This window comes from Agromyces tardus, assembly GCF_003710805.1.
GTDB classification, from domain to species: Bacteria; Actinomycetota; Actinomycetes; order Actinomycetales; family Microbacteriaceae; genus Agromyces; species Agromyces tardus.
In genome coordinates this window covers 1-19,261 of sequence record NZ_RHHB01000067.1, presented here as the reverse complement: position 1 = coordinate 19,261, position 19,261 = coordinate 1, and the positions used below count along the sequence as shown (strand labels likewise).

Annotated in this window: 22 protein-coding genes; 9 read left to right on the top strand and 13 right to left on the bottom strand. The window is 72.4% G+C overall.

Translation table 11 applies throughout. The annotated features are described in order from the left end of the window. The 10 genes from EDM22_RS18250 to EDM22_RS18205 all read right to left on the bottom strand — a co-directional run. Positions 1–1,375 (bottom strand): mannitol dehydrogenase family protein (locus tag EDM22_RS18250; protein WP_245989536.1); only part of this gene is annotated, 1,375 nt, incomplete at its 3' end. Further along, positions 1,372–2,775 (bottom strand): glucuronate isomerase, encoded by a 1,404-nt coding sequence (gene uxaC / locus EDM22_RS18245; protein WP_122938513.1) that lies wholly within the window; start codon positions 2,773–2,775, stop codon positions 1,372–1,374. The genes uxaC and EDM22_RS18250, both read right to left, overlap by 4 nt. A 132-nt stretch (positions 2,776–2,907) precedes the next feature. Further along, entirely contained in the window at positions 2,908–3,897 is a 990-nt protein-coding gene (locus tag EDM22_RS18240) for an aldo/keto reductase (protein ID WP_122938512.1), read from the bottom strand. A gap of 274 nt (positions 3,898–4,171) precedes the next feature. Further along, complete coding sequence (locus EDM22_RS18235; protein ID WP_245989535.1) at positions 4,172–5,068, bottom strand: PhzF family phenazine biosynthesis protein; 897 nt, start codon at positions 5,066–5,068, stop codon at positions 4,172–4,174. A gap of 89 nt (positions 5,069–5,157) precedes the next feature. Then, a complete protein-coding gene (locus EDM22_RS18230) occupies positions 5,158–5,676 on the bottom strand; it encodes a metallophosphoesterase family protein (RefSeq protein ID WP_122938510.1) in 519 nt (172 codons plus the stop codon). A gap of 52 nt (positions 5,677–5,728) precedes the next feature. Next, positions 5,729–6,475 carry a GAF and ANTAR domain-containing protein gene (locus EDM22_RS18225; protein WP_122938509.1) on the bottom strand — a complete coding sequence of 249 codons (747 nt, stop codon included), beginning with the start codon at positions 6,473–6,475 and terminating at the stop codon, positions 5,729–5,731. Then, positions 6,472–7,191, bottom strand: a complete 720-nt coding sequence (locus EDM22_RS18220; RefSeq protein WP_245989534.1) for a GAF and ANTAR domain-containing protein — start codon at positions 7,189–7,191, stop codon at positions 6,472–6,474. Before EDM22_RS18220 ends, EDM22_RS18225 begins: the two co-directional genes overlap by 4 nt. A 166-nt stretch (positions 7,192–7,357) precedes the next feature. Then, positions 7,358–7,798 (bottom strand): VOC family protein, encoded by a 441-nt coding sequence (locus tag EDM22_RS18215; protein WP_122938507.1) that lies wholly within the window; start codon positions 7,796–7,798, stop codon positions 7,358–7,360. 86 nt (positions 7,799–7,884) lie between these two features. Next, positions 7,885–8,367, bottom strand: a complete 483-nt coding sequence (locus EDM22_RS18210; RefSeq protein ID WP_122938506.1) for an SRPBCC family protein — start codon at positions 8,365–8,367, stop codon at positions 7,885–7,887. Beyond that, the gene (locus tag EDM22_RS18205; RefSeq protein ID WP_122938505.1) at positions 8,364–8,765 is read right to left on the bottom strand and encodes an ArsR/SmtB family transcription factor; all 402 of its coding nucleotides are present in this window, start codon (positions 8,763–8,765) and stop codon (positions 8,364–8,366) included. The genes EDM22_RS18210 and EDM22_RS18205 overlap by 4 nt, the downstream gene beginning before the upstream one ends. Positions 8,766–8,924: 159 nt before the next feature. Here EDM22_RS18205 and EDM22_RS18200 point away from each other — a divergent pair, with 159 nt between their 5' ends. Continuing rightward, on the top strand, positions 8,925–9,338 hold the full coding sequence (locus EDM22_RS18200; protein WP_122938504.1) for a VOC family protein: 414 nt from the start codon (positions 8,925–8,927) through the stop codon (positions 9,336–9,338). A gap of 101 nt (positions 9,339–9,439) precedes the next feature. Here EDM22_RS18200 and EDM22_RS18195 read toward each other — a convergent pair whose 3' ends face one another. Beyond that, positions 9,440–9,904, bottom strand: coding sequence for a MarR family winged helix-turn-helix transcriptional regulator (locus EDM22_RS18195; protein ID WP_122938503.1), 465 nt, complete (start codon positions 9,902–9,904; stop codon positions 9,440–9,442). A 124-nt stretch (positions 9,905–10,028) separates the two neighbouring features. Between EDM22_RS18195 and EDM22_RS18190 the strand changes: the two genes are divergently transcribed. The 5 genes from EDM22_RS18190 (at position 10,029) to EDM22_RS18170 (ending at position 16,087) form a co-directional block, all read left to right on the top strand. Continuing rightward, a complete protein-coding gene (locus EDM22_RS18190; RefSeq protein WP_122938502.1) occupies positions 10,029–11,240 on the top strand; it encodes an MFS transporter in 1,212 nt (403 codons plus the stop codon). 68 nt (positions 11,241–11,308) lie between these two features. Beyond that, a complete protein-coding gene (locus EDM22_RS18185; protein ID WP_122938501.1) occupies positions 11,309–12,007 on the top strand; it encodes a type 1 glutamine amidotransferase domain-containing protein in 699 nt (232 codons plus the stop codon). A gap of 236 nt (positions 12,008–12,243) precedes the next feature. Further along, the gene (locus EDM22_RS18180; RefSeq protein WP_122938500.1) at positions 12,244–14,382 is read left to right on the top strand and encodes an amylo-alpha-1,6-glucosidase; all 2,139 of its coding nucleotides are present in this window, start codon (positions 12,244–12,246) and stop codon (positions 14,380–14,382) included. Next, positions 14,379–15,491, top strand: a complete 1,113-nt coding sequence (locus EDM22_RS18175; protein ID WP_122938499.1) for a glycosyltransferase family 4 protein — start codon at positions 14,379–14,381, stop codon at positions 15,489–15,491. The genes EDM22_RS18180 and EDM22_RS18175 overlap by 4 nt, the downstream gene beginning before the upstream one ends. A gap of 95 nt (positions 15,492–15,586) precedes the next feature. Next, positions 15,587–16,087, top strand: a complete 501-nt coding sequence (locus tag EDM22_RS18170) for a VanZ family protein (protein WP_170964202.1) — start codon at positions 15,587–15,589, stop codon at positions 16,085–16,087. On the opposite strand, the gene EDM22_RS18165 is transcribed toward EDM22_RS18170, so the two are convergent. Then, positions 16,068–16,340 carry a TFIIB-type zinc ribbon-containing protein gene (locus EDM22_RS18165; protein ID WP_122938497.1) on the bottom strand — a complete coding sequence of 91 codons (273 nt, stop codon included), beginning with the start codon at positions 16,338–16,340 and terminating at the stop codon, positions 16,068–16,070. The genes EDM22_RS18170 and EDM22_RS18165 overlap by 20 nt on opposite strands. 133 nt (positions 16,341–16,473) lie before the next feature. Between EDM22_RS18165 and EDM22_RS18160 the strand changes: the two genes are divergently transcribed. After that, positions 16,474–17,346, top strand: coding sequence for an NAD-dependent epimerase/dehydratase family protein (locus EDM22_RS18160; protein WP_122938496.1), 873 nt, complete (start codon positions 16,474–16,476; stop codon positions 17,344–17,346). Between the two features lie 106 nt (positions 17,347–17,452). Here the strand turns inward: EDM22_RS18160 and EDM22_RS18155 are convergent, their stop codons facing one another. Continuing rightward, positions 17,453–17,656: a cold-shock protein gene (locus tag EDM22_RS18155; protein ID WP_122938495.1), complete on the bottom strand. Its 204-nt coding sequence runs from the start codon at positions 17,654–17,656 to the stop codon at positions 17,453–17,455. Between the two features lie 370 nt (positions 17,657–18,026). On the opposite strand from EDM22_RS18155, the gene EDM22_RS18150 reads away from it, so the two are divergent. Together EDM22_RS18150 and EDM22_RS18145 are read left to right on the top strand one after the other, a co-directional pair. Further along, a complete protein-coding gene (locus tag EDM22_RS18150; RefSeq protein ID WP_122938494.1) occupies positions 18,027–18,851 on the top strand; it encodes a sulfite exporter TauE/SafE family protein in 825 nt (274 codons plus the stop codon). Further along, positions 18,848–19,261 (top strand): DUF2510 domain-containing protein, encoded by a 414-nt coding sequence (locus EDM22_RS18145; RefSeq protein WP_170964201.1) that lies wholly within the window; start codon positions 18,848–18,850, stop codon positions 19,259–19,261. The genes EDM22_RS18150 and EDM22_RS18145 overlap by 4 nt, the downstream gene beginning before the upstream one ends.

Genomic DNA, 19,261 nt, shown 5'->3' with positions numbered 1-19,261 from the left:
GCGCCGCGAGCGTCGGCGACACCAGCGCGACGAGCGCCTCGACCGGGTCGGATGCCGCGGCGGCGCGCCGCACGTCGGCCGCGCGCGCCTCGGGCGCAGCGCCGCCGGCGAGCACCCACCCGATCCAGGTCGCCAGTGCCGCGGCGCTCGCGTGGAAGGAGCCGCCGGCAGCGACCGACCGCTCGGCGACCGCGGCGATGCGGTAGCGCATCTTGTCGGCGCCGTCGGCGGCGATCTGGTCGAGCCGGTGCGCGATCGCGGCATTCGAGAACCGCGCGATCAACTGCGCGCGGTAGTCGTCGTGCTCGACGCCGACGGGCAGCACGGCGACCGCCTCATCGTGGAAGCGCTCGACGAGCGAACGGCACTCGGGATCGGCGATGGCCTGCGCGACCGTCGCGTGACCGCGCCGCATGCCGGCGTACGCGAGGATCGAGTGCGCACCGTTGAGGAGCCAGAGCTTGCGGAACTCCCACGGTTCGATGTCGTCGACGAATCGGGCGCCGGCGCTCGCCCAGTCGGGCCGCCCCGCGGGGAAGTCGCCCGAGAGCACCCAGTCGCGGAACGGCTCGGTGACCACCGGTGCAACGTCGATCCAGCCGGCGGCACGCACGGCCGGGATGTCGACGGACTCGAGTCGCGGCGTGATGCGGTCGACCGACGTGCTCACGAACGACACCGACCCGTCGATCCAGTGCAGGAGCGGCTCGCTCACGAGGGCCGCGAGACTCCGGATGCCGCGGCGCAGGCGCTCGCCGTTGTCAGGCATGTTGTCGCAGCTGACGACCGCGATCGGCGCGCCGCCCGACGCTCGACGGGCATCGAGTGCGACGAGCAGCCGGCCGAGCGCCGTGCGAGGCCGGGCGCCCGCCAGTGCTCCGGCCGCGGCGCGGAGCCGCGCGAGGTCGGCGGCGACGTCGGGATCGTCGAGCTCGGCGGTGCCGTCGTGACGCAGCCGGTAGCCGGCCTCGGTGATCGTGAGCGTGACGATCGCGACCTGATCGCTCGCCACGAGTTCCGCGAGCCGTGCGACGTCGGCGCCGTCGTGGGCCTCGACGATGCTCGTCACGACCTCGACGCGGTCGCCGGCGTCGATGCGCTCCACGAGCGTGTACAGGCCGTCCTGCGCGGCGAGCACCTCGGCGGCGTGCGGATCGCGACCGGTGAACGCGGCGATGCCCCAGCCCGCGGCATCCGTCGCGTGGGCCGTGTACCAGGCCTGGTGGGCCCGGTGGAACGCGCCGAGACCGAGGTGCACGATGCGCACGGGCGCGGGAGCCGCGGCCGCGGCGCCGACCCGGGTGGCGAGGGCGGCGCGGCCGAGCACCACGGGACGGGCGGGAGCGGCAGTCGCGGCGGGGGTGACGGCGTTCACAGCTTGAAGACCTCTCGGGGGATCGCATCCACGAGGTCGCGGGCGATGCGGTGGGCGGTGGGCAGGCTCACGCGTCCCTCGGCGACGAGCCGGGCGAGGAAGCCCGCGTCGGCGCGCCGGGCGGTGTCGTGGCGGGCGGGGATCGAGAGGAAGGCGCGGGTGTCGTCGATGAAGCCGCTCGAGCGGTAGAACCCCGCCGTCTCGGTGACGGCGGATCGCCATCGCTGGATCGCGTCGGGCGCGTCGAGGAACCACCACGGCGCGCCGACGTAGACGCTCGGGTAGAACCCGGCGAGCGGCGCGATCTCGCGGGAGTAGACGGTCTCGTCGACGGCGAAGAGCACGAGGTGGAACCGGGGCTCGAGCCCGAACCGCTCGAGCAGCGGCCGCAGGTTGTCGGTGAGCTCGGTGCGCACGGGGATGTCGTGGCCGGTGTCGGCGCCGTACCGCTCGAAGGTGGGCCGGTGGTGGTTGCGGCGCACACCCGGGTGCAGCGTCATCACGAGCCCGTCGTCGACGCTCATGCGCGCCATCTGCAGCAGCATGTGCCCGCGGAAGCGGCGCGCCTCGGCGGGGTCCAGCGCACCGCGGACGGCTGCGCCGAACAGCCGCTCGGCCTCGGCCGGGTCGAGGTCGACGGTGAACGGTTCGACGACGCCGTGGTCGGCCGAGACCGCCCCGTGGCGAATGAAGTGCGCCCGCCGCTCCTCGAGCGCGCCGAGGTACCCCGCGAACGACGCGGGGCGAGCCGTCGTGGCGAGCAGTCGCTCGACGCGCTCGGCGAACCCGTCGGCCTCGGGGTCGAGGTAGGCGTCGGGCCGGAACGTGGGCAGCACGCGACCGTCGAACCGCGGATCGGCGGCGAGTCGCGCATGCGCGTCGAGGGGGTCGAGGGGGTCGTCGGTGGTGGCGAGCACCTCGATGCCGAAGCGGCGGAAGAGCGACCGCGGCGTGAACGCCGGGTCGGCGAGCCGCGCATCGATCGCGTCGTAGACGCGGACGGCGTTGCTCGCATCGAGCTCCTCGTGCACGTCGAAGAGCGAGGCGAACTCGTGCGCGAGCCAGTAACCCGAGGCGGTGCCCGCGAAGCGGTGCCAGTTCGACGCGAGGATCTGCCACGCGGCGCGCGGGTCGGCGGGCCGCGTCGGATCGAGGCCCAGCTCGGCGAACGAGGCGCCGGCGGCGATGAGCATGCGCGTGACGTAGTGGTCGTGGGTGAGGAAGACGTCGGTGGGGTCGGCGAAGCGCACCCCGTCGAGCAGCTGCGCCGCCGGGACGTGGCCGTGCGGGGAGATGATCGGTTCGCTGGCAACCGCTTGGTAGAGCTCACGGGCGAGGTCGCGCACCCGCGGCTCGACCGGCAGGAGCCGGTCGGGGTCGAGCACGGTCGTCGTTGGCATGTATGCAAGTATTACCGCGTTGGACGACTTTGTCAACCGGTTGCCAACAGCGAACGCGGGGAATCAAGGCGGCTGAGTGGAGGTCAGCGCAACGGGGGCGAGGCGATTGGCAACCGACTGCCAGAACTCACGTCACCAACGGTCGTGCACGGACGCGCGGATCTCCCGGTCGTAGAGCTCGCGCACGGCCGCGTCGAACGACTCGGGCAGCTCGAGCGAGCCGGCGGCGGCGTTCGCCCGCGCCTGCGCGGGGTTGCGGGCACCCGGGATGACCGAGCTCACGCCGTGCTGCCGGGCGATCCAGGCGAGCGCGACCTGCGCGGCGGTGGCGTCGGGTGCCACGGCGCGGGCGAGCTCGGTGAACTCCCCCGCCGCGCGCACGCCCGTGGCGTAGTCGACGCCCGAGAAGGTCTCCCCCACGTCGAACGACTCGCCGTGGCGGTTGTAGGTGCGGTGGTCGTTCGCGGCGAACGTCGTGTCGAGGGTGTATCGCCCCGAGAGCAGACCGCTCGCGAGCGGCACGCGCGCGATGATGCCGACGCCGGCCTCGACCGCGGCGGGCAGCACCTCGTCGAGCGGCTTCAGCCGGAACGCGTTCAGGATGATCTGCACCGACGCCACGTGCGGCCGGGCGATCGCGGCGAGCGCCTCCTCGACCTTCTCGACGCTCACCCCGTAGGCCGCGATCGCGCCCTCGTCGACGAGGGTGTCGAGCGCGTCGTACACGCGGTCGGCGCCGTACACCGAGGTGGGCGGGCAGTGCAGCTGCACGAGGTCGAGCGTGTCGACTCCGAGGTTGGCGCGCGAGCGATCGGTCCAGGCGCGGAAGTGCTCGAGCGAGTAGTTGGCGTGCTCCTGCGGCATCCGGCGGCCCATCTTCGTGGCGACCGTGACGCCGGCGTCGGGGTTCGCCACGAGCCAGCGGCCGATGAGCGACTCGCTGCGCCCGTCGCCGTACACGTCCGCCGTGTCGAAGAACGTGACGCCGGACTCGTGCGCGGCGTCGAGCACGGCGAGCGCGTCGCCCTCGTCGACCTCGCCCCAATCGGCGCCGAGCTGCCAGGTGCCGAGTCCGATGACCGAGACGGTGCGGCCCGTGCGGCCGAGGGTGCGAGTCTGCATGGTGCTCCTGAGATCGACGGATGCCACGGCGCCGGCGCCGGGCGGATGCCGCGTCCGAGCCTACGCCCGCCCCGCGACATCCGTTCGGGCCGATGTTCGCCCGAGGCGCGACCGCGTGCGCGTCACCGAAACAGGAGGAATCGCACCCGCCGCCACGAGAACAGGAGCCCGTACCGGCGTGTCGCACCGCGGCCCCTGCTCTCGCTCCGGAATCGGTCGGCTCCGCCGATCGTGTCGGGCCGCGGCCTCTGTTCTCGCGACGGGACCCGCGGGATCAGCCGATCGGCACAGCCCGGCCGCTCACGACGATGCCGCCGTGCTCGGGGATGTCGACGACGAGCTCGCCGGGCCGGCCGACGTGCCGGCCCTGTTCGATCACGACCCGCTCGGGCGGCGTCACGGCCCCGATCGCCCGCAGGTACCCGCCGACCGCGGCGGCCGCGGCGCCGGTCGCCGGGTCCTCGGTGATGCGGCCCACGGGGAAGATGTTGCGCGCCTCGAAGCGCAGCCCGCGGTCCGCGCGGTCGGGCGCGGTCGCGCCGTCCACCTCGGCGGCGGCATCCGGAAGTCGTCGCAGCACGGTGATCGTCGCCGGCCAGCCCTGCTCATCGAGGAGGGCGCGCGCCGCAGCGGGGTCGAAGGTGAACGCGTCGAACGCAGCGGCGTCGCGCAGCACGATCACCGGATGCCAGTTGCCCGCGTACGAGAGCAGCGGCGCATACCGTTCGTCGAGTGCGTCGCGCCCCAGCCCGATGAGGTCGAGCACCGCCTGCAGCACGGGTTCGGCGATCGGCGCCGTGTCGGTGGCGACGCTCGTGAACGCGCCGCGCACCGCTCCGTCGGCCTCGCTCGTCTCGATGACGACCTCGCCGACGGGCGTGGCGAACCGGATCGTGCCGACTCCCTCGCGCTCGGCGATCGCGACCGCCGTCGCCACCGTCGCGTGGCCGCAGAACGGCACCTCGGCGACCGGGGAGAAGTAGCGCACGACGCGGGCGCCGTCGCGCTCGCCCGTGATGAACGCCGTCTCGGCGTAGTCGACCTCGGCGGCGATGCGCTGCATGTCGGCCTCGGCGAGCGCGGATGCGTCGAGCACGACGCCGGCCGGGTTGCCGCCGGCGGGGTCGTCGGCGAAGGCGGCGTAGCGGAGGATCTCGGGCGAATCGGTCACCACCTCATCCTGCCGCCCGCTCGCAGCGGCGTCGCGGGCCAATACCGCACGGCTGGCCTGCGGGCCGCGGCGATGCGGTGCCGGATGCCTCAGCCGGCACGCCAGCCCGGGTCGACCGCCTCGAGCCGCACGTCGTGCACTGCTCCGTCTTCGATGCGGGCGGTCATGAAGGTCGCGACCGGCTGCCGACGCCGGTCGGTCGGCGAGCCGGGGTTGAGCAGGCGCAGTCCCTGCGGCGAGACCGTGTCCCACGGGATGTGGCTGTGCCCGAACACGAGCACCTCGGCGTCGGGGAATGCCGCATCCATGCGGGTCTCGCGTCCGCTCGCCGGTCCGGTCTCGTGGATGACGGCGAGCCGGATCCCGTCGACCTCGAACCGCGCGACCTCGGGCAGCCGGGCTCGCAGCGCGGCCCCGTCGTTGTTGCCGAAGACGCCCACGAGCACGCGGGCGCGGCGCTCGAGCTCCTCGAGCACCCGGAGTCCGACCCAGTCGCCCGCGTGCACGACGACATCGGCGTCGTCGATCGCAGCCCACACCTCGGGCGGGAGTCCGGGTGCCCGCTTCGGCACATGGGTGTCTGCGAGGAGGACGAGCGAGGTCGGCATACCGACATCCTCGCGCGTTCCCCGATGTCGGCGGATGCCGCGACGATGCCGTTCAGGCGTCGAGGTCGAGCGATCGATTCACGATCTGGGCGGCCACCCGGCTGATCCCCATGCGGTTGGTGCGGGCGTAGTCGCGGAGGAGCTGGAACGCGGCGTCGATCGAGACGCCCCGCGTGTGCGCCACGACGCCCTTGGCCTGCTCGATCACCACCCGGCTGTTGAGCGCGCCCTGCAGCTGCTCGGCCAGCACGGCGCTCTCGCGCAGCGACCGCTCGTGCAGGATCCCGATGGTCGCGACGTCGGCGAAGGCGCGTGCCGCGACCTCGTCGTGGGGGTCGAGCGCGCCGGGCGAGGCGCGGAGCAGGTTGAGCGTGCCGATGACCGTGGTGCGCAGCCGCATCGGGATGGCATCCACTGCGGCGAACCCCGCGGCCAGCGCGCTCTCCCGGAAGCGCCGCCATTGCTCGGGCGCGTCTCGGATGTCGGCGACCGAGACCATGCGGCCCGTCTGGTAGGCCTCGATGCAGGGGCCGGCATCGGCGCTCAACTGCATCAGCTCGACGAGGCGGCTCGCCTCGCTCGTCGACGCGACGACGTCGAGCTCGCCGTGCTCGTCGGCCAGGAGGATCGCAGCCGCCGTGCTGTCGAACAGTTCCGCGCACGTGTCGACGAGCATCTGCAGCAGGTCGACCACGTCGTAGTCGTCGACGAGGGTGTCCGCCAGGCTCGCGAACGTCTCCATGAGCCGCCGTTCGCGCGTCAGCCCGCCCACGGTCGGGCGCTGCTCGAGCTCGCTCATCCGGTGGCCTCGATTCCGTCGGATCGCCGCGAGAAGACGATCGTGCCGTCGATGATGTCCTGCGCCACCGCCATCATCGGCCGCTCGGCAGCGAACGCGTGGCCCTGGATCACGAGGCGCGCATCCTCGGCCGTCAGGTCGAGCTGCGCGAGCACGAAGCCGGTGGCCTGGTGGATGAGCCGGCGGGAGTACCCGCTGCCCGCGTCCTCGTCGTGGCGTCCGACGGCGTTGAGCGCCCGGCGCAGCACGTGCCGGCTGACGACGGCGGCCATCGCGTCGGCCTGGCGGGCGTGCCGGCCGTCGAGCGTCCCGGGCGATTCCGAGTACAGGTCGATCGCGCCGATACGGAGCGGCCCGACGATGAGCGGGAAGGCGAACATCGACGAGACCGGCTCGTCGCGGACCGCCGCCGCGAACGCGGGCCACCGCGCGCGGCCGGGCTCCTGCAGCACGGGCGCGAGCACGTGGGTGCCGCTGCGCAGTGCGTCCCAGCACGGCCCTTCGCCGAGGTCGAACTGCAGTTCGTCGAGCCGCGCGGCCTGGGCGTCGGATGCCGCGAGCGTCTCGCTGCCGAGCAGGTCGCCGATGGTCGAGACCGAGGCACCGGAGACGGGAAGCACGTCGAGGAACGGCCGGCAGTACCCCTCGGGGGCTTCGGCGGTGCGCTCGAGTGCCTCCAACGCCGCGGAGAACGCCGACCTGGCCACGATCTGCACCTCCCTCCTTCGACGGTACCCGCGTAGCGAAGGCGCCGCAAAGGGGTGGCGCGGGTGCCTGGGTGCGGGCGTGCGGGCGCCCGTGCGCCCCCGCAGCGGTGCGTGCGCGAGTCGGCAGGCGAGCGGATGCCGCGGGGCTCGCCGGCCCCGCGGCATCCGACGGCGGTCAGACCTCGCGACCCTCGCCGAACCGGCCGCGGGCCTCGAGGGGGATGAGCGGCTTCTCGCCGCGCGCGCGGATCTGCTGCACGGCCCACGTGTTGCCGTCGGGGTCGGCGAAGCCGAAGAAGGTGCCGCCGTCGCGCTCGTCGAAGACGGTGATCTCGCTCGCCTCGACACCGCGCGACAGCAGCTCATCGCGGGCTGCGGCCGCGTCGGCGACGACGAGCTGCAGGCCCCTGAGCGAGCCCGGCGCCATCTCGTTCTGCGCGGGCAGGTCGCCGATGACGATCGAGCAGCCGGAGCCCCGCGGCGTCAGCTGCACGACGTGCATGTGCTCGGTGCGGGTGTCGTGATCGAGCTCGAACCCGACCTGGTCGCGGTAGAACGCGACCGCGCGATCGATGTCGCCGACGGGGACGATGACGACCTCGAGGGTCCAGTCCATGATGTGCTCCGTTCGTGTGGGGGATGCCGCGGCATCCGCTCGCGTGTTGTGCGGGTGGTGCCGCGACATCCGTCGGGTTGACGGCCTCAGCCGGCCAGGATCGCGTCGAGGCGCTCGAAGCCCTCGCGCACGCCGCGGTCCATTCCGCTCGCGACCATGCCGTCGCGGGCCTCGACCGTGGGGTAGACCGCGTGGCCGCGGAGGCGCGTGCGGCCGTCGCCCAGGTCTTCGAAGGTCATCGACTCGATCGAGACGACGTCGGGGTAGCCCTCGAACTCGAAGGTCTGCACGGCGAACTCGTTCTCGCGCACCGAGTGGAAGGTGCCGTTGAACGCGAACGACTCGCCCTCGGGGTTCGTGTGCACGTAGCGGTAGCCGCCCTGCGGCACGAAGTCCCAGCGATCGATGGTCATCTCGTAGCCGTCGGGGCCGAGCCACTGCCGCACGAGCTCGGGGTCGCGGTGCGCGTTGAACACGGCGGCGACCGGAGCGTCGAACTCGCGCTCGATGTCGATGAAGGGCAGGCCCTCGGGGGCCGTGATGGTGACGGGGTTGCTGGTGGTGGTCATGATCTCGGTTCTTCCGGTTCGGGGCCGGCGGTGGGGCCGGCGTCGGATGCCGCGGCGTTCGTGCCGCGGTCGGTGGCGAGCAGCGCGTCGAGGTTGCGGAACTGCTGCTCGTGGATCAGCCGGTAGCGGTCGATCCACGCGGTGAGGGCTTCGAGCCCGGCCGCATCGAGGTGCACGGGACGTCGCTGGGCGTCGCGCGTGCGCGTGACGAGCCCCGCGTGCTCGAGCACCTGGATGTGCTTCGAGACGGCCTGCTTGGTGATCTCGAAGGGCTCGGCCAGCTCGTTGACCGTGGCGGGGCCACGACTGAGCCGGGCGATGATGCGCCGCCGCACCGGGTCGGCGAGCGCCATGAAGGCGCGGTCGAGGCGGTCGTCGGCGCTGGGATCCACGATCATCGCCCGCCTCCTCAATCAACCTAATGTTTGATCAACTATATGGTTGATTAAACGATACGACCGGATGCCGCGGACGTCAAGCGATTTCCGCCGACCCCCTCGCGCAGCCGCGGCATCCGGAGCAGAATCGGGCGGAGGAACCGACGATCGGAGACGACGATGCCCGTGACGCTCAACCCCTACCTCAACTTCCGCGGGGACGCCCGCGAGGCGATGGAGTTCTATCGCTCGGTCTTCGGCGGCGACCTCGCGGTGAGCACGTTCGCCGACTTCCAGGCGGCGCAGGACCCCTCGGAGAACGACCTCGTGATGCACGCGCAGCTCGACGGCCCCGGACTCACCCTCATGGCGGCCGACGTGCCGAACCGCATGGACTACTCGGGCATCTCGGGCTTCTCGGTCTCCCTGTCGGGCGACGACGACGCCACCCTGCGCGGCTACTGGGACAAGCTCGCCGACGGCGGCACGATCACGCAGCCGCTCGAGGTGGCGCCGTGGGGCGACGCCTTCGGCATGCTCGTCGACCGCTTCGGCGTCAGCTGGCTCGTCAACATCGCCGGCGAGCGGAGCTGACCCGACCCGCCCCGTCGAGGAGCGCGAAGCGCGTATCGAGACCCGCCGACCCGCCGGTCGAGTAGCGCGAAGCGCGTATCGAGACCCGCCGACCCGCGCCCTCAGCCCGCCGCGGCCGGCACCGGCACTGCAACGCCATGCAGCGCCGCCACGAGCGGCGCGAGCTCGGGCTGCGCCCCGGCCTCGGCGAGCACGCGTTCGAGCGTCTCGTCGTGGATCGGCCGCGCCCGTTCGTACAGTGCCCGCCCGGCCGCGGTGAGCTCGGTGTAGATGCCGCGCCGGTCGTCGGCGCAGAGCACGCGGGTGATGAGCGCGCGGTCCTCGAGGCGGGTGACGAGGCGGGTCGTGGCGCTCGGGCTCAGCGCGGTCGCGCGTGCGAGCTGCTGCATGCGCATGTGCCAGCCGTCCTGACGACTGAGCGCGTCGAGCACGGTGTACTCGACGACCGAGAGCCCTGCGGATGCCGCGAGCGCCCGCTCGAGCTCGGTCTCGATGAGGCCGTGCAGTGCGGCGAGCGTGCGCCATCCCTGTGCGCGCACCTCGACCGCGTCGTCGGCGATCCCCATGTGGTTCTCCTCGGTCGTCAGAGATAGTTGTTTGCGCTTTGTATTTGCGTATGCAAGCATTAACCCCGCTGCCGCAATATCAAGCGCCTGCAACTAATCCGCTCAGTGTACAGGAGATCCCCGCATGCCCCTCGGACTCATCGCCCTCGCCATCGGGGGGTTCGGCATCGGCCTCACCGAGTTCGTCATCATGGGCCTGCTGCCCGAGGTGGCGTCCGACTTCGGCGTCACCGAGGCGGCCGCGGGCTGGTTCATCTCGGGCTACGCCCTCGCCGTCGTCGTCGGCGCGCTCGGACTCACCGCCGCGACCACCCGGCTCCCCCGCAAGCCCGTGCTCATCGGCCTGCTGGTCCTGTTCGTCGCGGGCAATACGATCTCGGCGCTCGCCCCGAGCTACGGGGTCATGATGACCGGCCGGGTGGTCGCCGCGCTCTGCCACGGCGCGTTCTTCGGCATCGGGTCGGTCGTGGCCGCGAGCCTCGTCGCCCCCGAGAAGAAGGCGGGCGCGATCGCGATCATGTTCACGGGACTCACCGCGGCGAACGTGCTCGGCGTGCCGTTCGGCACGTTCCTCGGCCAGCAGTTCGGGTGGCGCGCCACGTTCTGGGCGATCTCCGCTATCGGCGTGCTCGCCCTGATCGGCATCGCCGCACTCGTGCCGAATCTCCGCACCGACGGTGCCGCCCCGAGCCTGCGTCGCGAGCTCACCGCCTTCCGCTCCGGTCAGGTGTGGCTCTCGCTCACCGTGACCGTCCTCGGCTTCGGCGGCATGTTCGGCGCCTTCACCTATATCGCGTACACGCTCACCGAGGTGAGCGGCTTCGCTGCGGAGGCCGTGCCGTGGCTTCTGGTGCTCTTCGGCGCCGGCCTCGTCGTCGGCAACCAGGCGGGCGGGCGCCTCGCCGACCGTTCGATCGACGGCACCCTGCTCGGATTCCTCGCCGCGCTCGTCGTGGTGTTGGCGCTCTTCGCGTGGCTCGCCCCGAGCCCGGTCGCCACGGCGGTGCTGCTGTTCCTCATGGGCGCCTTCGGGTTCGGCACGGTGCCCGGCCTGCAGAGCCGCGTCATGCGGTACGCCGAGCACGCGCCGACCCTCGCGTCGGGCGCCAACATCGGCGCCTTCAACCTCGGCAACGCCCTCGGCGCATGGGCGGGCGGCGTCGCGATCGCCGCAGGCCTCGGCTACACCTCCCCCGTCTGGGTGGGCGCCGGCATCACGGGGGCGGCGCTCGTCGTGATGCTCGTCGCCCGGGCGGCGGCGCGCACGGGCAAGCGAGCGGATGCCGCGGCGAGCGCCGCTCCCGGCACGCGCCCGGTCGCGGCATCCGTCGCCTGAACCACCCCGAACCTCGCACCCACACCTCCACCACCGCCAACGCCACCACACAGGAAGACAGGATCACCATGAGCGACATCCTCATGATCGTCACGGGAGCGGACACGCTCACCCTCGCCGACGGCACGCCGCACCCCACCGGCTTCTGGGCCGAGGAGCTCGTGACCGCGCACCGCGACCTCGTCGCGGCGGGCCACTCCGTGACGATCGCGACCCCCGGCGGCGTCACGCCGACGGTCGACCCGGGCAGCATCGATCCGGCCGCGGTCGGCGACGAGAAGGCAGCGGACTTCCGCGCCTACCTCGAGCAGATCGCCCCTGAGCTCGGCTCGGCGACCCCGGTCGCCGACGTCGACGCGTCGCGGTACGCCGCCGTCGTGCTCCCCGGCGGGCACGGCCCGATGGCCGATCTCGCGTTCGACGCGGCCACCGGCCGCACGCTCATCGCCGCGAACCGCGCAGGGGCGATCATCGCCCCGTTCTGCCACGGCCCTGCCGCGCTGCTGTCGGCGCGCGACGCCGACGGCGCGTTCGAGTTCGCCGGGCGCCGCCTCACCGTGTTCACCGATGTCGAGGAGCGCACCGGCGGCACGGGCGAGCTGACCCCGTGGTTCGTCGAGCAGCGGCTTCGGGAGGCCGGCGCCGTGATCGACTCGGCCGACCCGTGGGCCGATCACGTCGTCGTCGACGGCAACCTCATCACCGGGCAGAACCCGCAGTCGAGCGAGTCGGTCGCCCGCGCCGTGCTCGCCGCCCTCGCCGGGTGACGTGCCCGCGGCATCCGCCTGCACCCCGGCGGCATCGATCTCGGGCCAGGACCCGCACTTCGGCATGCCCGGGCGCGAGTCGGGGCCCGGGTCGATGAGCTCGGTCGCGCGCGGGCCCGGGTAACACGGCCCCCCGGAACGGTCAATCCCCTGATGGCCCGGACACCACGTTCGTAGCGTGGTGCGCAGCCACCGCACGTGGCGGCGACGAGGCATGACTCGGGAGGCGAGCCGGGATGACGGGTTGGAACGCGGACAACCTCGCGCGATCGCCGGGCGGCGACGCCATCACGATCGTCGAGGGCTCGTCGTTCTGCATCTCGGGAGCCAACGGCGACATCGTGCCGGAGCTGCCGCACGGCGTGTTCTTCCGCGACACGCGTCTCGTGTCCCGGTGGACCCTGCTCATCGACGGGACACCCGTGGAGCCGTTGTCGTCGATGACGCCGGAGCCGTTCCGCGCGATCATCGTCGGCCGCGCCGCCCACGTGCCCGGACGTGCCGACACGCCCCTCATCGTCGAACGGGACCGCCGCGTCGGCGCCGGCCTGCGCGAGGACGTGCGCCTGCACAACTACGGGCTCGTCCCCCTCCGATGCCGGGTGGAGATGGTGCTCGAGTCGGACTTCGCCGACATCTTCGAGGTGAAGGACGGTCGAGCCGGGTCGAGCGTCCGCGCCGCGCGCCAGATCGGCCCCGGACGAATGCGGGTCACCCCCGACGACCCGGGTCGCCTGGCGCTGACCGTCGCCTCGCCGCACGCCGCGATCGCCGACCATCGCCTCGGATTCGACGTCGAGCTGGAGCCGCACGGCAGCTGGTCCCAGCACTTCGACGTGCTGCCCACCGAGGACGAGCAGGAGCTGTCGCACGGCTTCCACGACGAGGGGCTGCTGACCTCGGAGCCGGCGCGGCGGCTGCAGACCTGGAACGCCGGCCTGCTCACCGCGTCGGTCGGCGACGCCGAGGTCGAGGAGGTGCTGGAGCAGAGCCAGCGCGACCTCGGCGCGCTCCGGATCTTCGACGCGCGCCACCCCGAGCGTGCGGTGATCGCCGCGGGCGTGCCGTGGTTCATGGCCCTGTTCGGTCGCGACTCGCTGCTCACGTCGTACATGGCGCTGCCGCTCGATCCGTCGCTCGCCCTCGGCACGCTGCGCACGCTCGCCGAGTTGCAGGGCGTGCGCGAGGTCGCGAGCTCCGAGGAGCAGCCCGGCCGCATCCTGCACGAGGTGCGGCTCGGAGCGACCACCAACCTCGCCCTGGGGGGCACGTCGGTGTACTACGGCACGGCCGACGCGACCGCCCTCTTCGTGGTCGTGCTCGGGGAGCTCGCGCGGTGGGGCGCGCTGCCCGACGACGCGACGGACCTGCTCGAGGCGGCCGACCGTGCCCTCGCCTGGGTCGAGGGCGACGGCGACCGCGACGGCGACGGGTTCGTCGAGTACGCCCGCCTCAACGACCACGGTCTCGTCAACCAGGGCTGGAAGGACTCGTGGGACGGCATCAACTTCGCCGACGGCACGATCGCCACGCCGCCCATCGCCCTCTGCGAGGTGCAGGGCTACGTCTACGCGGCCTATGTCGCCCGGGCGATGCTCGCGGAGCACCTGGGCGACTCCGAGACCGCGCAGCGCTGCACCGCCCGGGCCGAGGCGTTGAAGCGCGAGTTCAACGAGCGGTTCTGGATGCCGGAGCGCGGCTACTTCGCGATCGCACTCGATCGCGACAAGCGGCAGGTCGACGCCTGCGCGTCGAACATGGGCCACTGCCTGTGGTCGGGCATCGTCGACGACGACAAGGCGGCCCAGGTCGCCGATCGCCTGCTCTCGGACGAGATGTTCACCGGGTGGGGCGTGCGCACCCTCGCGGCCGACATGGGCGCGTACAACCCCGCGAGCTACCACAACGGCTCGGTGTGGCCCCATGACAACGCGATCGTCGCCGCAGGCCTCATGCGCTACGGCTTCGTCGAGCACGCCCAGCGCATCGCGGTCGGGCTCTTCGATGCGGCCAGCCGGTTCGACAGCCGCCTGCCCGAGCTGTTCTGCGGCTTCGATCGCCGGCAGTACCCCGAGCCCGTCGCGTATCCCGCCTCCTGTTCCCCGCAGGCGTGGGCGGCGGCCGCGCCGTTCTCGCTCCTGCGCACGTTGCTGCGCCTCGATCCGTCGGCGACGACCGGGGAGATGCGGATCGATCCGGCCCTGCCTGCTGCGTTCGGCGAGCTCCGGCTCGACCACGTGCCGTTCGCCGGCTCCCGCCTGTCCATCGCCGTGTCGGGCGACGGCACCTCCGTCACCGGGCTCCCGGCTGACCTCACCCTGCTCCACGGCGCCGACACCTCGACGCCCGAGCCCACCCGAAGGGGAGCACCATGAGAATCGGAATCGTCGCACCGCCCTGGATCCCCGTACCGCCGCGCGCCTACGGTGGCATCGAGTCGTTCATCGACACGTTGGCCCGGGAGCTGGACGCCATGGGCCACGAGCTGCTGCTCGCTGCGTCAGGCGACAGCGAGTGCCCGGTGCGCCGCGTGCCCGGCTTCCCGCCGTCGGATCCCGAGCTCATGGGGGTGACCACCCACGAACTGCGGCACCTCATCCGCGCGTACGCGAGCCTCGCCGACATGGACGTGGTCATCGAGAACACGCTCGCCGGCCCCATCGTGGCGCGGAGCGCGCGCACCCGCCCGGTGGTCACGGTCGCGCACGGGCCGTTCATCCCGCTCGTGCAGGAGCTGTACCGCGCGGCCTCGGAGGGCATGTCGTACGTGGCGATCTCCCACCACCAGGCGTCGACGGCCGGCGACATCCCCATCGCACGGGTCATCCACCACGGCATCCGCGCCGACGAGGTGCCCGTCGGACCGGGTGGCCGCGAGGCGTGCTTCCTCGGCCGGATGCATCCCGACAAGGGGCTTCCCGAGGCGATCCGCATCGCCGAGCTCGCCGGCGTTCCGCTGCGCATCGCCGCGAAGATGCGCGAGCCCGCGGAGCGCGAGTACTTCGACGAGGTCGTGCGCCCCCTGCTCGGGCCGAACGCCGAGTACCTCGGCGAGCTGGACACGCAGGAGAAGTACGAGCTCGTCGGGCAGTCGAGCGTGCTGCTCAACCCCATCCAGTGGGACGAGCCGTTCGGGCTCGTCATGGTCGAATCGCTCGCCACCGGCACGCCCGTGGTGGCGACGCCGCGCGGGTCGGTCCCCGAGATCATCGACGACGGCCGCACCGGGTTCGTGCGCTCGAGCTTCGACGAGCTCGCCGAGGCCGTCAGCCGTGCGGGCGACCTCGACCGGGCGGTCTGCCGCGCGGATGTCGAGGAGCGGTTCACGTCGGCACGGATGGCCCGCGAGTACGTCGGCCTCTTCGAGGCACTGCTCGACGCGGAGACGACCGAGGTCGCCCGTCGGCGCCGTGCGGCACACGTGCTCCCCGACCGGCGCACTCGCGTATCCGAGGGCGAACGGGCGACAGGTCGCACGGCCTGATCGGGGGCGCTCCTCCAGACTCCCCACAGCGAGCCCATAGGCAACCCACGGGCGGTTCGCCGCAACCTCCCCGGAGGATGCGACAGAATCGACGGATGCTCCACCGCGTCGCACTCCCCCTCGTGACGGCCGGGTACCTCGCCCTCGTGGCGTGGCTGACCCTCGGCTCGGTCTCGTGGCATGCGATCGGATACCAGGCGGACTACGGGGTGCTCACGCCGTCGATCTGGTTCGACAGCGCGACCTGGACGACCGGCTCGATCTTCGAGTTCGGTGCGAACATCGCGCTGTTCGTGCCGGTCGGGCTGCTCTTCGCGATGATCGCCGGCCCGCGCCGCTGGCTCGGGGCCCTCGTCGCGGCACTGGCGCTCACGATCGCGATCGAGCTGGCGCAGATCCCGATGCCCGACCGCATCTCCGACCCGCGCGACCTGCTCGCGAACTCCGCGGGCGCGGCGATCGGAATGGTCGTCGCGGGCGTCGGCTGGCTCGTGCGCGCGGCCTGGCGCGCGGCGGTGCGGCACTCCACGGCGGTGGCCGCACCCGCCGTGCGGCCGGTGGATCGCGAGCCGCAGCTCAGTCGAAGAGCTCGCTGAGCCAGTTGTCCTTCCGCTTGCGGTATCCGGAGACCTGGTCGTACCCACGGTCGTCCTGTCGCCGCCGTTCGTACGGCTGGGGCGCGGCCTGCGCGGAGGCAATGGGGCCCGCGACGTCGCGAGCGGCGCGCTCGATGATCTTGTCGAGCTCACCGCGGTCGAGCCACACGCCGCGGCAGGTCGGACAGTAGTCGATCTCGATGCCGCTGCGTTCGCTCATCACGAGCACGGCGCCGTCGGTGGGGCACTGCATCCGGGTCTCCTTCATCGTGGGCGGCGGGCGACGCCGCGTCGGTGTGTTCCGAGCCTAGGAAGCGAAGCTCCGAAGTCGCCCCGACTGCGCCCGGATCCCGCCGTGAACACCGCGGTGGTGCGAGACTGGTGCGATGCGCATCGCCGTCACCGGCGGCTCGGGCAAGCTCGGCCGCACCGTCGTCCGCACGCTCCGCGACGAGGGGAACGAGGTGGTGAACCTCGATCGCTTCGGCGAGCGCTGGACCACCACGCAGGTCGACCTCACCGACTTCGGCCAGGTGATCGACGCGATCGCCGGCGTCGACGACCGCCACTCGGGCGTCGACGCCATCGTGCACCTCGGGGCGCTCCCCGCGCCGGGCATCGCGAGCGACGTCGCGACCTTCCACAACAACATGCTCTCGACGTTCAACGTGTTCCAGGCCGCGCGACGGCTCGGCATCACGCGCATCGTCTCCGCCTCGAGCGAGACCGTGCTCGGCCTGCCGTTCGACGTGCCGCCGCCCTACATCCCGGTCGACGAGGACTACCCGGCCCGCCCCGAGAGCACGTACTCGCTCGTGAAGCACCTCGAGGAGCAGCTGGCGATCGAGCTCGTCCGCTGGAATCCCGAGCTCTCGATCACGGCCCTGCGATTCTCGAACGTCATGGATCCGGTCGACTACGCCGAGTTCCCCTCGTTCGACGCCGACGCGACGCTGCGCAAGTGGAACCTCTGGGGCTACATCGACGCGCGCGACGGCGCGCAGGCCGTGAGCCGGGCGCTCGCGAACGCCGGCCCGGGCTTCGACCGGTTCATCATCGCGGCGGCCGACACGGTGATGTCGCGCCCGAACGCCGAGCTCGTGGCCGAGGTGTTCCCGGGCGTGCCCGTGCACGGCGACCTCGGCGTCAACGACACGCTGCTCTCGATCGACAAGGCCCGCCGCGTGCTGGGCTACGAGCCGCGGCACTCGTGGCGCGATGAGGTGACGGATGCCGCGGCATCCGTTCGCCCGAGCTGACCGCACGCCGCGTTGCGCACAAGCGCGCCCGGAAATGCCGAACGCCGGCTCGGTACCTGGGTACCGAGCCGGCGTTCGGGGTGCGGCGCGATGCGCCGCCCGAAGCTCAGAGGCCGCGGATGTTCTCGGCCTGCAGGCCCTTCTGGCCCTGCACGACGTCGAACTCCACCTTCTGGCCCTCATCGAGCGAGCGGTAGCCGCCACCCGTGATGGCGCTGAAGTGCGCGAAGACGTCGGCGCTGCCGTCGTCAGGAGCGATGAAGCCGAAGCCCTTTTCGCCGTTGAACCACTTGACGGTTCCGGTTGCCATACTGCTGTCCTTCTCTCGGATGGACCGAACTGTTCGGTCCTACACGAGCGGCCGGTCGGCCGTCCGCAGGCCCCGCCGACGAGGTGCCGCCGGGGCGAAGTTGCGAGGAGGGCTACCGTTTCGGGAAGCCGCACGTCTCGCTCTCGGGTCATGCCTGCGGTTCGTGCCGCCTCCGGGCAATCAGTCGTGACACGGGCAACTGCCCGCAATTGGAGGAATCTTCAGCGTACCGCATTCAACCTGTGCGTTCGACGGTTCTCCACAGATGACACCAGATGACACCGGATGACGGTCGAGCCGGCCTCGGATGGGGAGTCCTCCACCCCGCTCCGGCACCGGCGGCACCCGCGCTCCTCGCTACAGTTGGCGGATGACCACCCCGCCGCCCGAATCACCCCCTGCGGCGGAGGCCGCCGCGCCCGCGTCGTGGATCCGCCTCGCCGTCGTCGGCCTCGTCGGCGGCCTGCTCTCGGGGCTCTTCGGGGTCGGGGGCGGCATCGTGATGGTGCCGCTGCTCATCATGCTCGCGCGCATGGACCAGAAGCGCGCATCGGCCACCTCGCTCGTGGCGATCGTGCCGACCGCGATCGCGGGGTCGATCACCTACTTCGCGAACGGCGAGGTCGACGTGCTCGCCGCCGCGATCGTGGCGACGGGCGGCATCGTCGGGGCATGGATCGGCGCGCGCCTCCTGCGACGCATCAGCATGGAATGGCTGCGGTGGGGGTTCATCGCACTGCTCGTGCTCGTCGCGATCCGCCTCATCGTCGTCGCGCCCGAGCGCGGCGCGGGCTCCGTCGACTGGAACGTCGGCACGGCGCTCGGGCTCGTCGCCCTCGGGCTCGTCATGGGCGTCGCCTCGGGGCTGTTCGGCATCGGCGGCGGGCTCATCATGGTGCCCTCGTTCATCGCGATCTTCGGCATGGGCGACCTGATCGCGAAGGGCACGTCGCTCGCCGCGATGATCCCGACCGCCGTGAGCGGCACCATCACGAACGTGCGCGGCGGCATGGTCGACGTGCGCGCCGGGCTCATCGTGGGCATCGCCGCGACGGTGGCGTCGTTCGGCGGCGTCTGGCTCGCGTTCTTCCTCCCGGCGGATGTCGCGGCCTGGCTGTTCGCCGGCCTGCTCGTGCTCGCCGCGGTGCAGCTCGCGGTGCGGGCGGTGCGCGCCCGCAGGGCCGGCTCGGCGTGACGGCGACGCCCGGCCGGGCCTCCGGCTGGTACGACGACGAGGCGGATGCCGCGGTGCTGCGCTACTGGGACGGCACCGGCTGGACGCCGCACACCGCGGCGCGGCCAGCGGCCGCCGCCGGTTCGGCGCGCGCGCCCGTGTCCGCAACCGCGGCCGCGACCGAGTCCGTGTTCGCGACGGTTCGCCTGCCCGTCGACGACCCGGCGCATCCGACGGCGACGACGCTCACGACGGTCCCCACGCCGCCCGAGCGGCCCGCACCGCATCCGGCCGAGCCCGTGGCGTCCGCCGCAGCATCCGCCGCGGCATCCGCTCGACCGGTGGCGCCGCTCTCCGTGCTCGGCGCCGCGGCCGCGGCGGCCGCGCTCGTGCTCGCGTCGGCGGCCCTCGCGGTCGCCCTCGGCCGCTGA

Coding starts and splice junctions, on each gene's coding strand:
- EDM22_RS18170 (WP_170964202.1), top strand. CDS start 15,587: ATGCTCCACCGCGTCGCACTCCCCCTCGTGACGGCCGGGTACCTCGCC.
- EDM22_RS18155 (WP_122938495.1), bottom strand. CDS start 17,656: ATGGCAACCGGAACCGTCAAGTGGTTCAACGGCGAAAAGGGCTTCGGC.
- EDM22_RS18165 (WP_122938497.1), bottom strand. CDS start 16,340: ATGCAGTGCCCCACCGACGGCGCCGTGCTCGTGATGAGCGAACGCAGC.
- EDM22_RS18185 (WP_122938501.1), top strand. CDS start 11,309: ATGAGCGACATCCTCATGATCGTCACGGGAGCGGACACGCTCACCCTC.
- EDM22_RS18200 (WP_122938504.1), top strand. CDS start 8,925: ATGCCCGTGACGCTCAACCCCTACCTCAACTTCCGCGGGGACGCCCGC.
- EDM22_RS18230 (WP_122938510.1), bottom strand. CDS start 5,676: ATGCCGACCTCGCTCGTCCTCCTCGCAGACACCCATGTGCCGAAGCGG.
- EDM22_RS18195 (WP_122938503.1), bottom strand. CDS start 9,904: ATGGGGATCGCCGACGACGCGGTCGAGGTGCGCGCACAGGGATGGCGC.
- EDM22_RS18210 (WP_122938506.1), bottom strand. CDS start 8,367: ATGACCACCACCAGCAACCCCGTCACCATCACGGCCCCCGAGGGCCTG.
- EDM22_RS18160 (WP_122938496.1), top strand. CDS start 16,474: ATGCGCATCGCCGTCACCGGCGGCTCGGGCAAGCTCGGCCGCACCGTC.
- EDM22_RS18215 (WP_122938507.1), bottom strand. CDS start 7,798: ATGGACTGGACCCTCGAGGTCGTCATCGTCCCCGTCGGCGACATCGAT.
- EDM22_RS18190 (WP_122938502.1), top strand. CDS start 10,029: ATGCCCCTCGGACTCATCGCCCTCGCCATCGGGGGGTTCGGCATCGGC.
- EDM22_RS18150 (WP_122938494.1), top strand. CDS start 18,027: ATGACCACCCCGCCGCCCGAATCACCCCCTGCGGCGGAGGCCGCCGCG.
- EDM22_RS18205 (WP_122938505.1), bottom strand. CDS start 8,765: ATGATCGTGGATCCCAGCGCCGACGACCGCCTCGACCGCGCCTTCATG.
- uxaC (WP_122938513.1), bottom strand. CDS start 2,775: ATGCCAACGACGACCGTGCTCGACCCCGACCGGCTCCTGCCGGTCGAG.
- EDM22_RS18240 (WP_122938512.1), bottom strand. CDS start 3,897: ATGCAGACTCGCACCCTCGGCCGCACGGGCCGCACCGTCTCGGTCATC.
- EDM22_RS18175 (WP_122938499.1), top strand. CDS start 14,379: ATGAGAATCGGAATCGTCGCACCGCCCTGGATCCCCGTACCGCCGCGC.
- EDM22_RS18225 (WP_122938509.1), bottom strand. CDS start 6,475: ATGAGCGAGCTCGAGCAGCGCCCGACCGTGGGCGGGCTGACGCGCGAA.
- EDM22_RS18180 (WP_122938500.1), top strand. CDS start 12,244: ATGACGGGTTGGAACGCGGACAACCTCGCGCGATCGCCGGGCGGCGAC.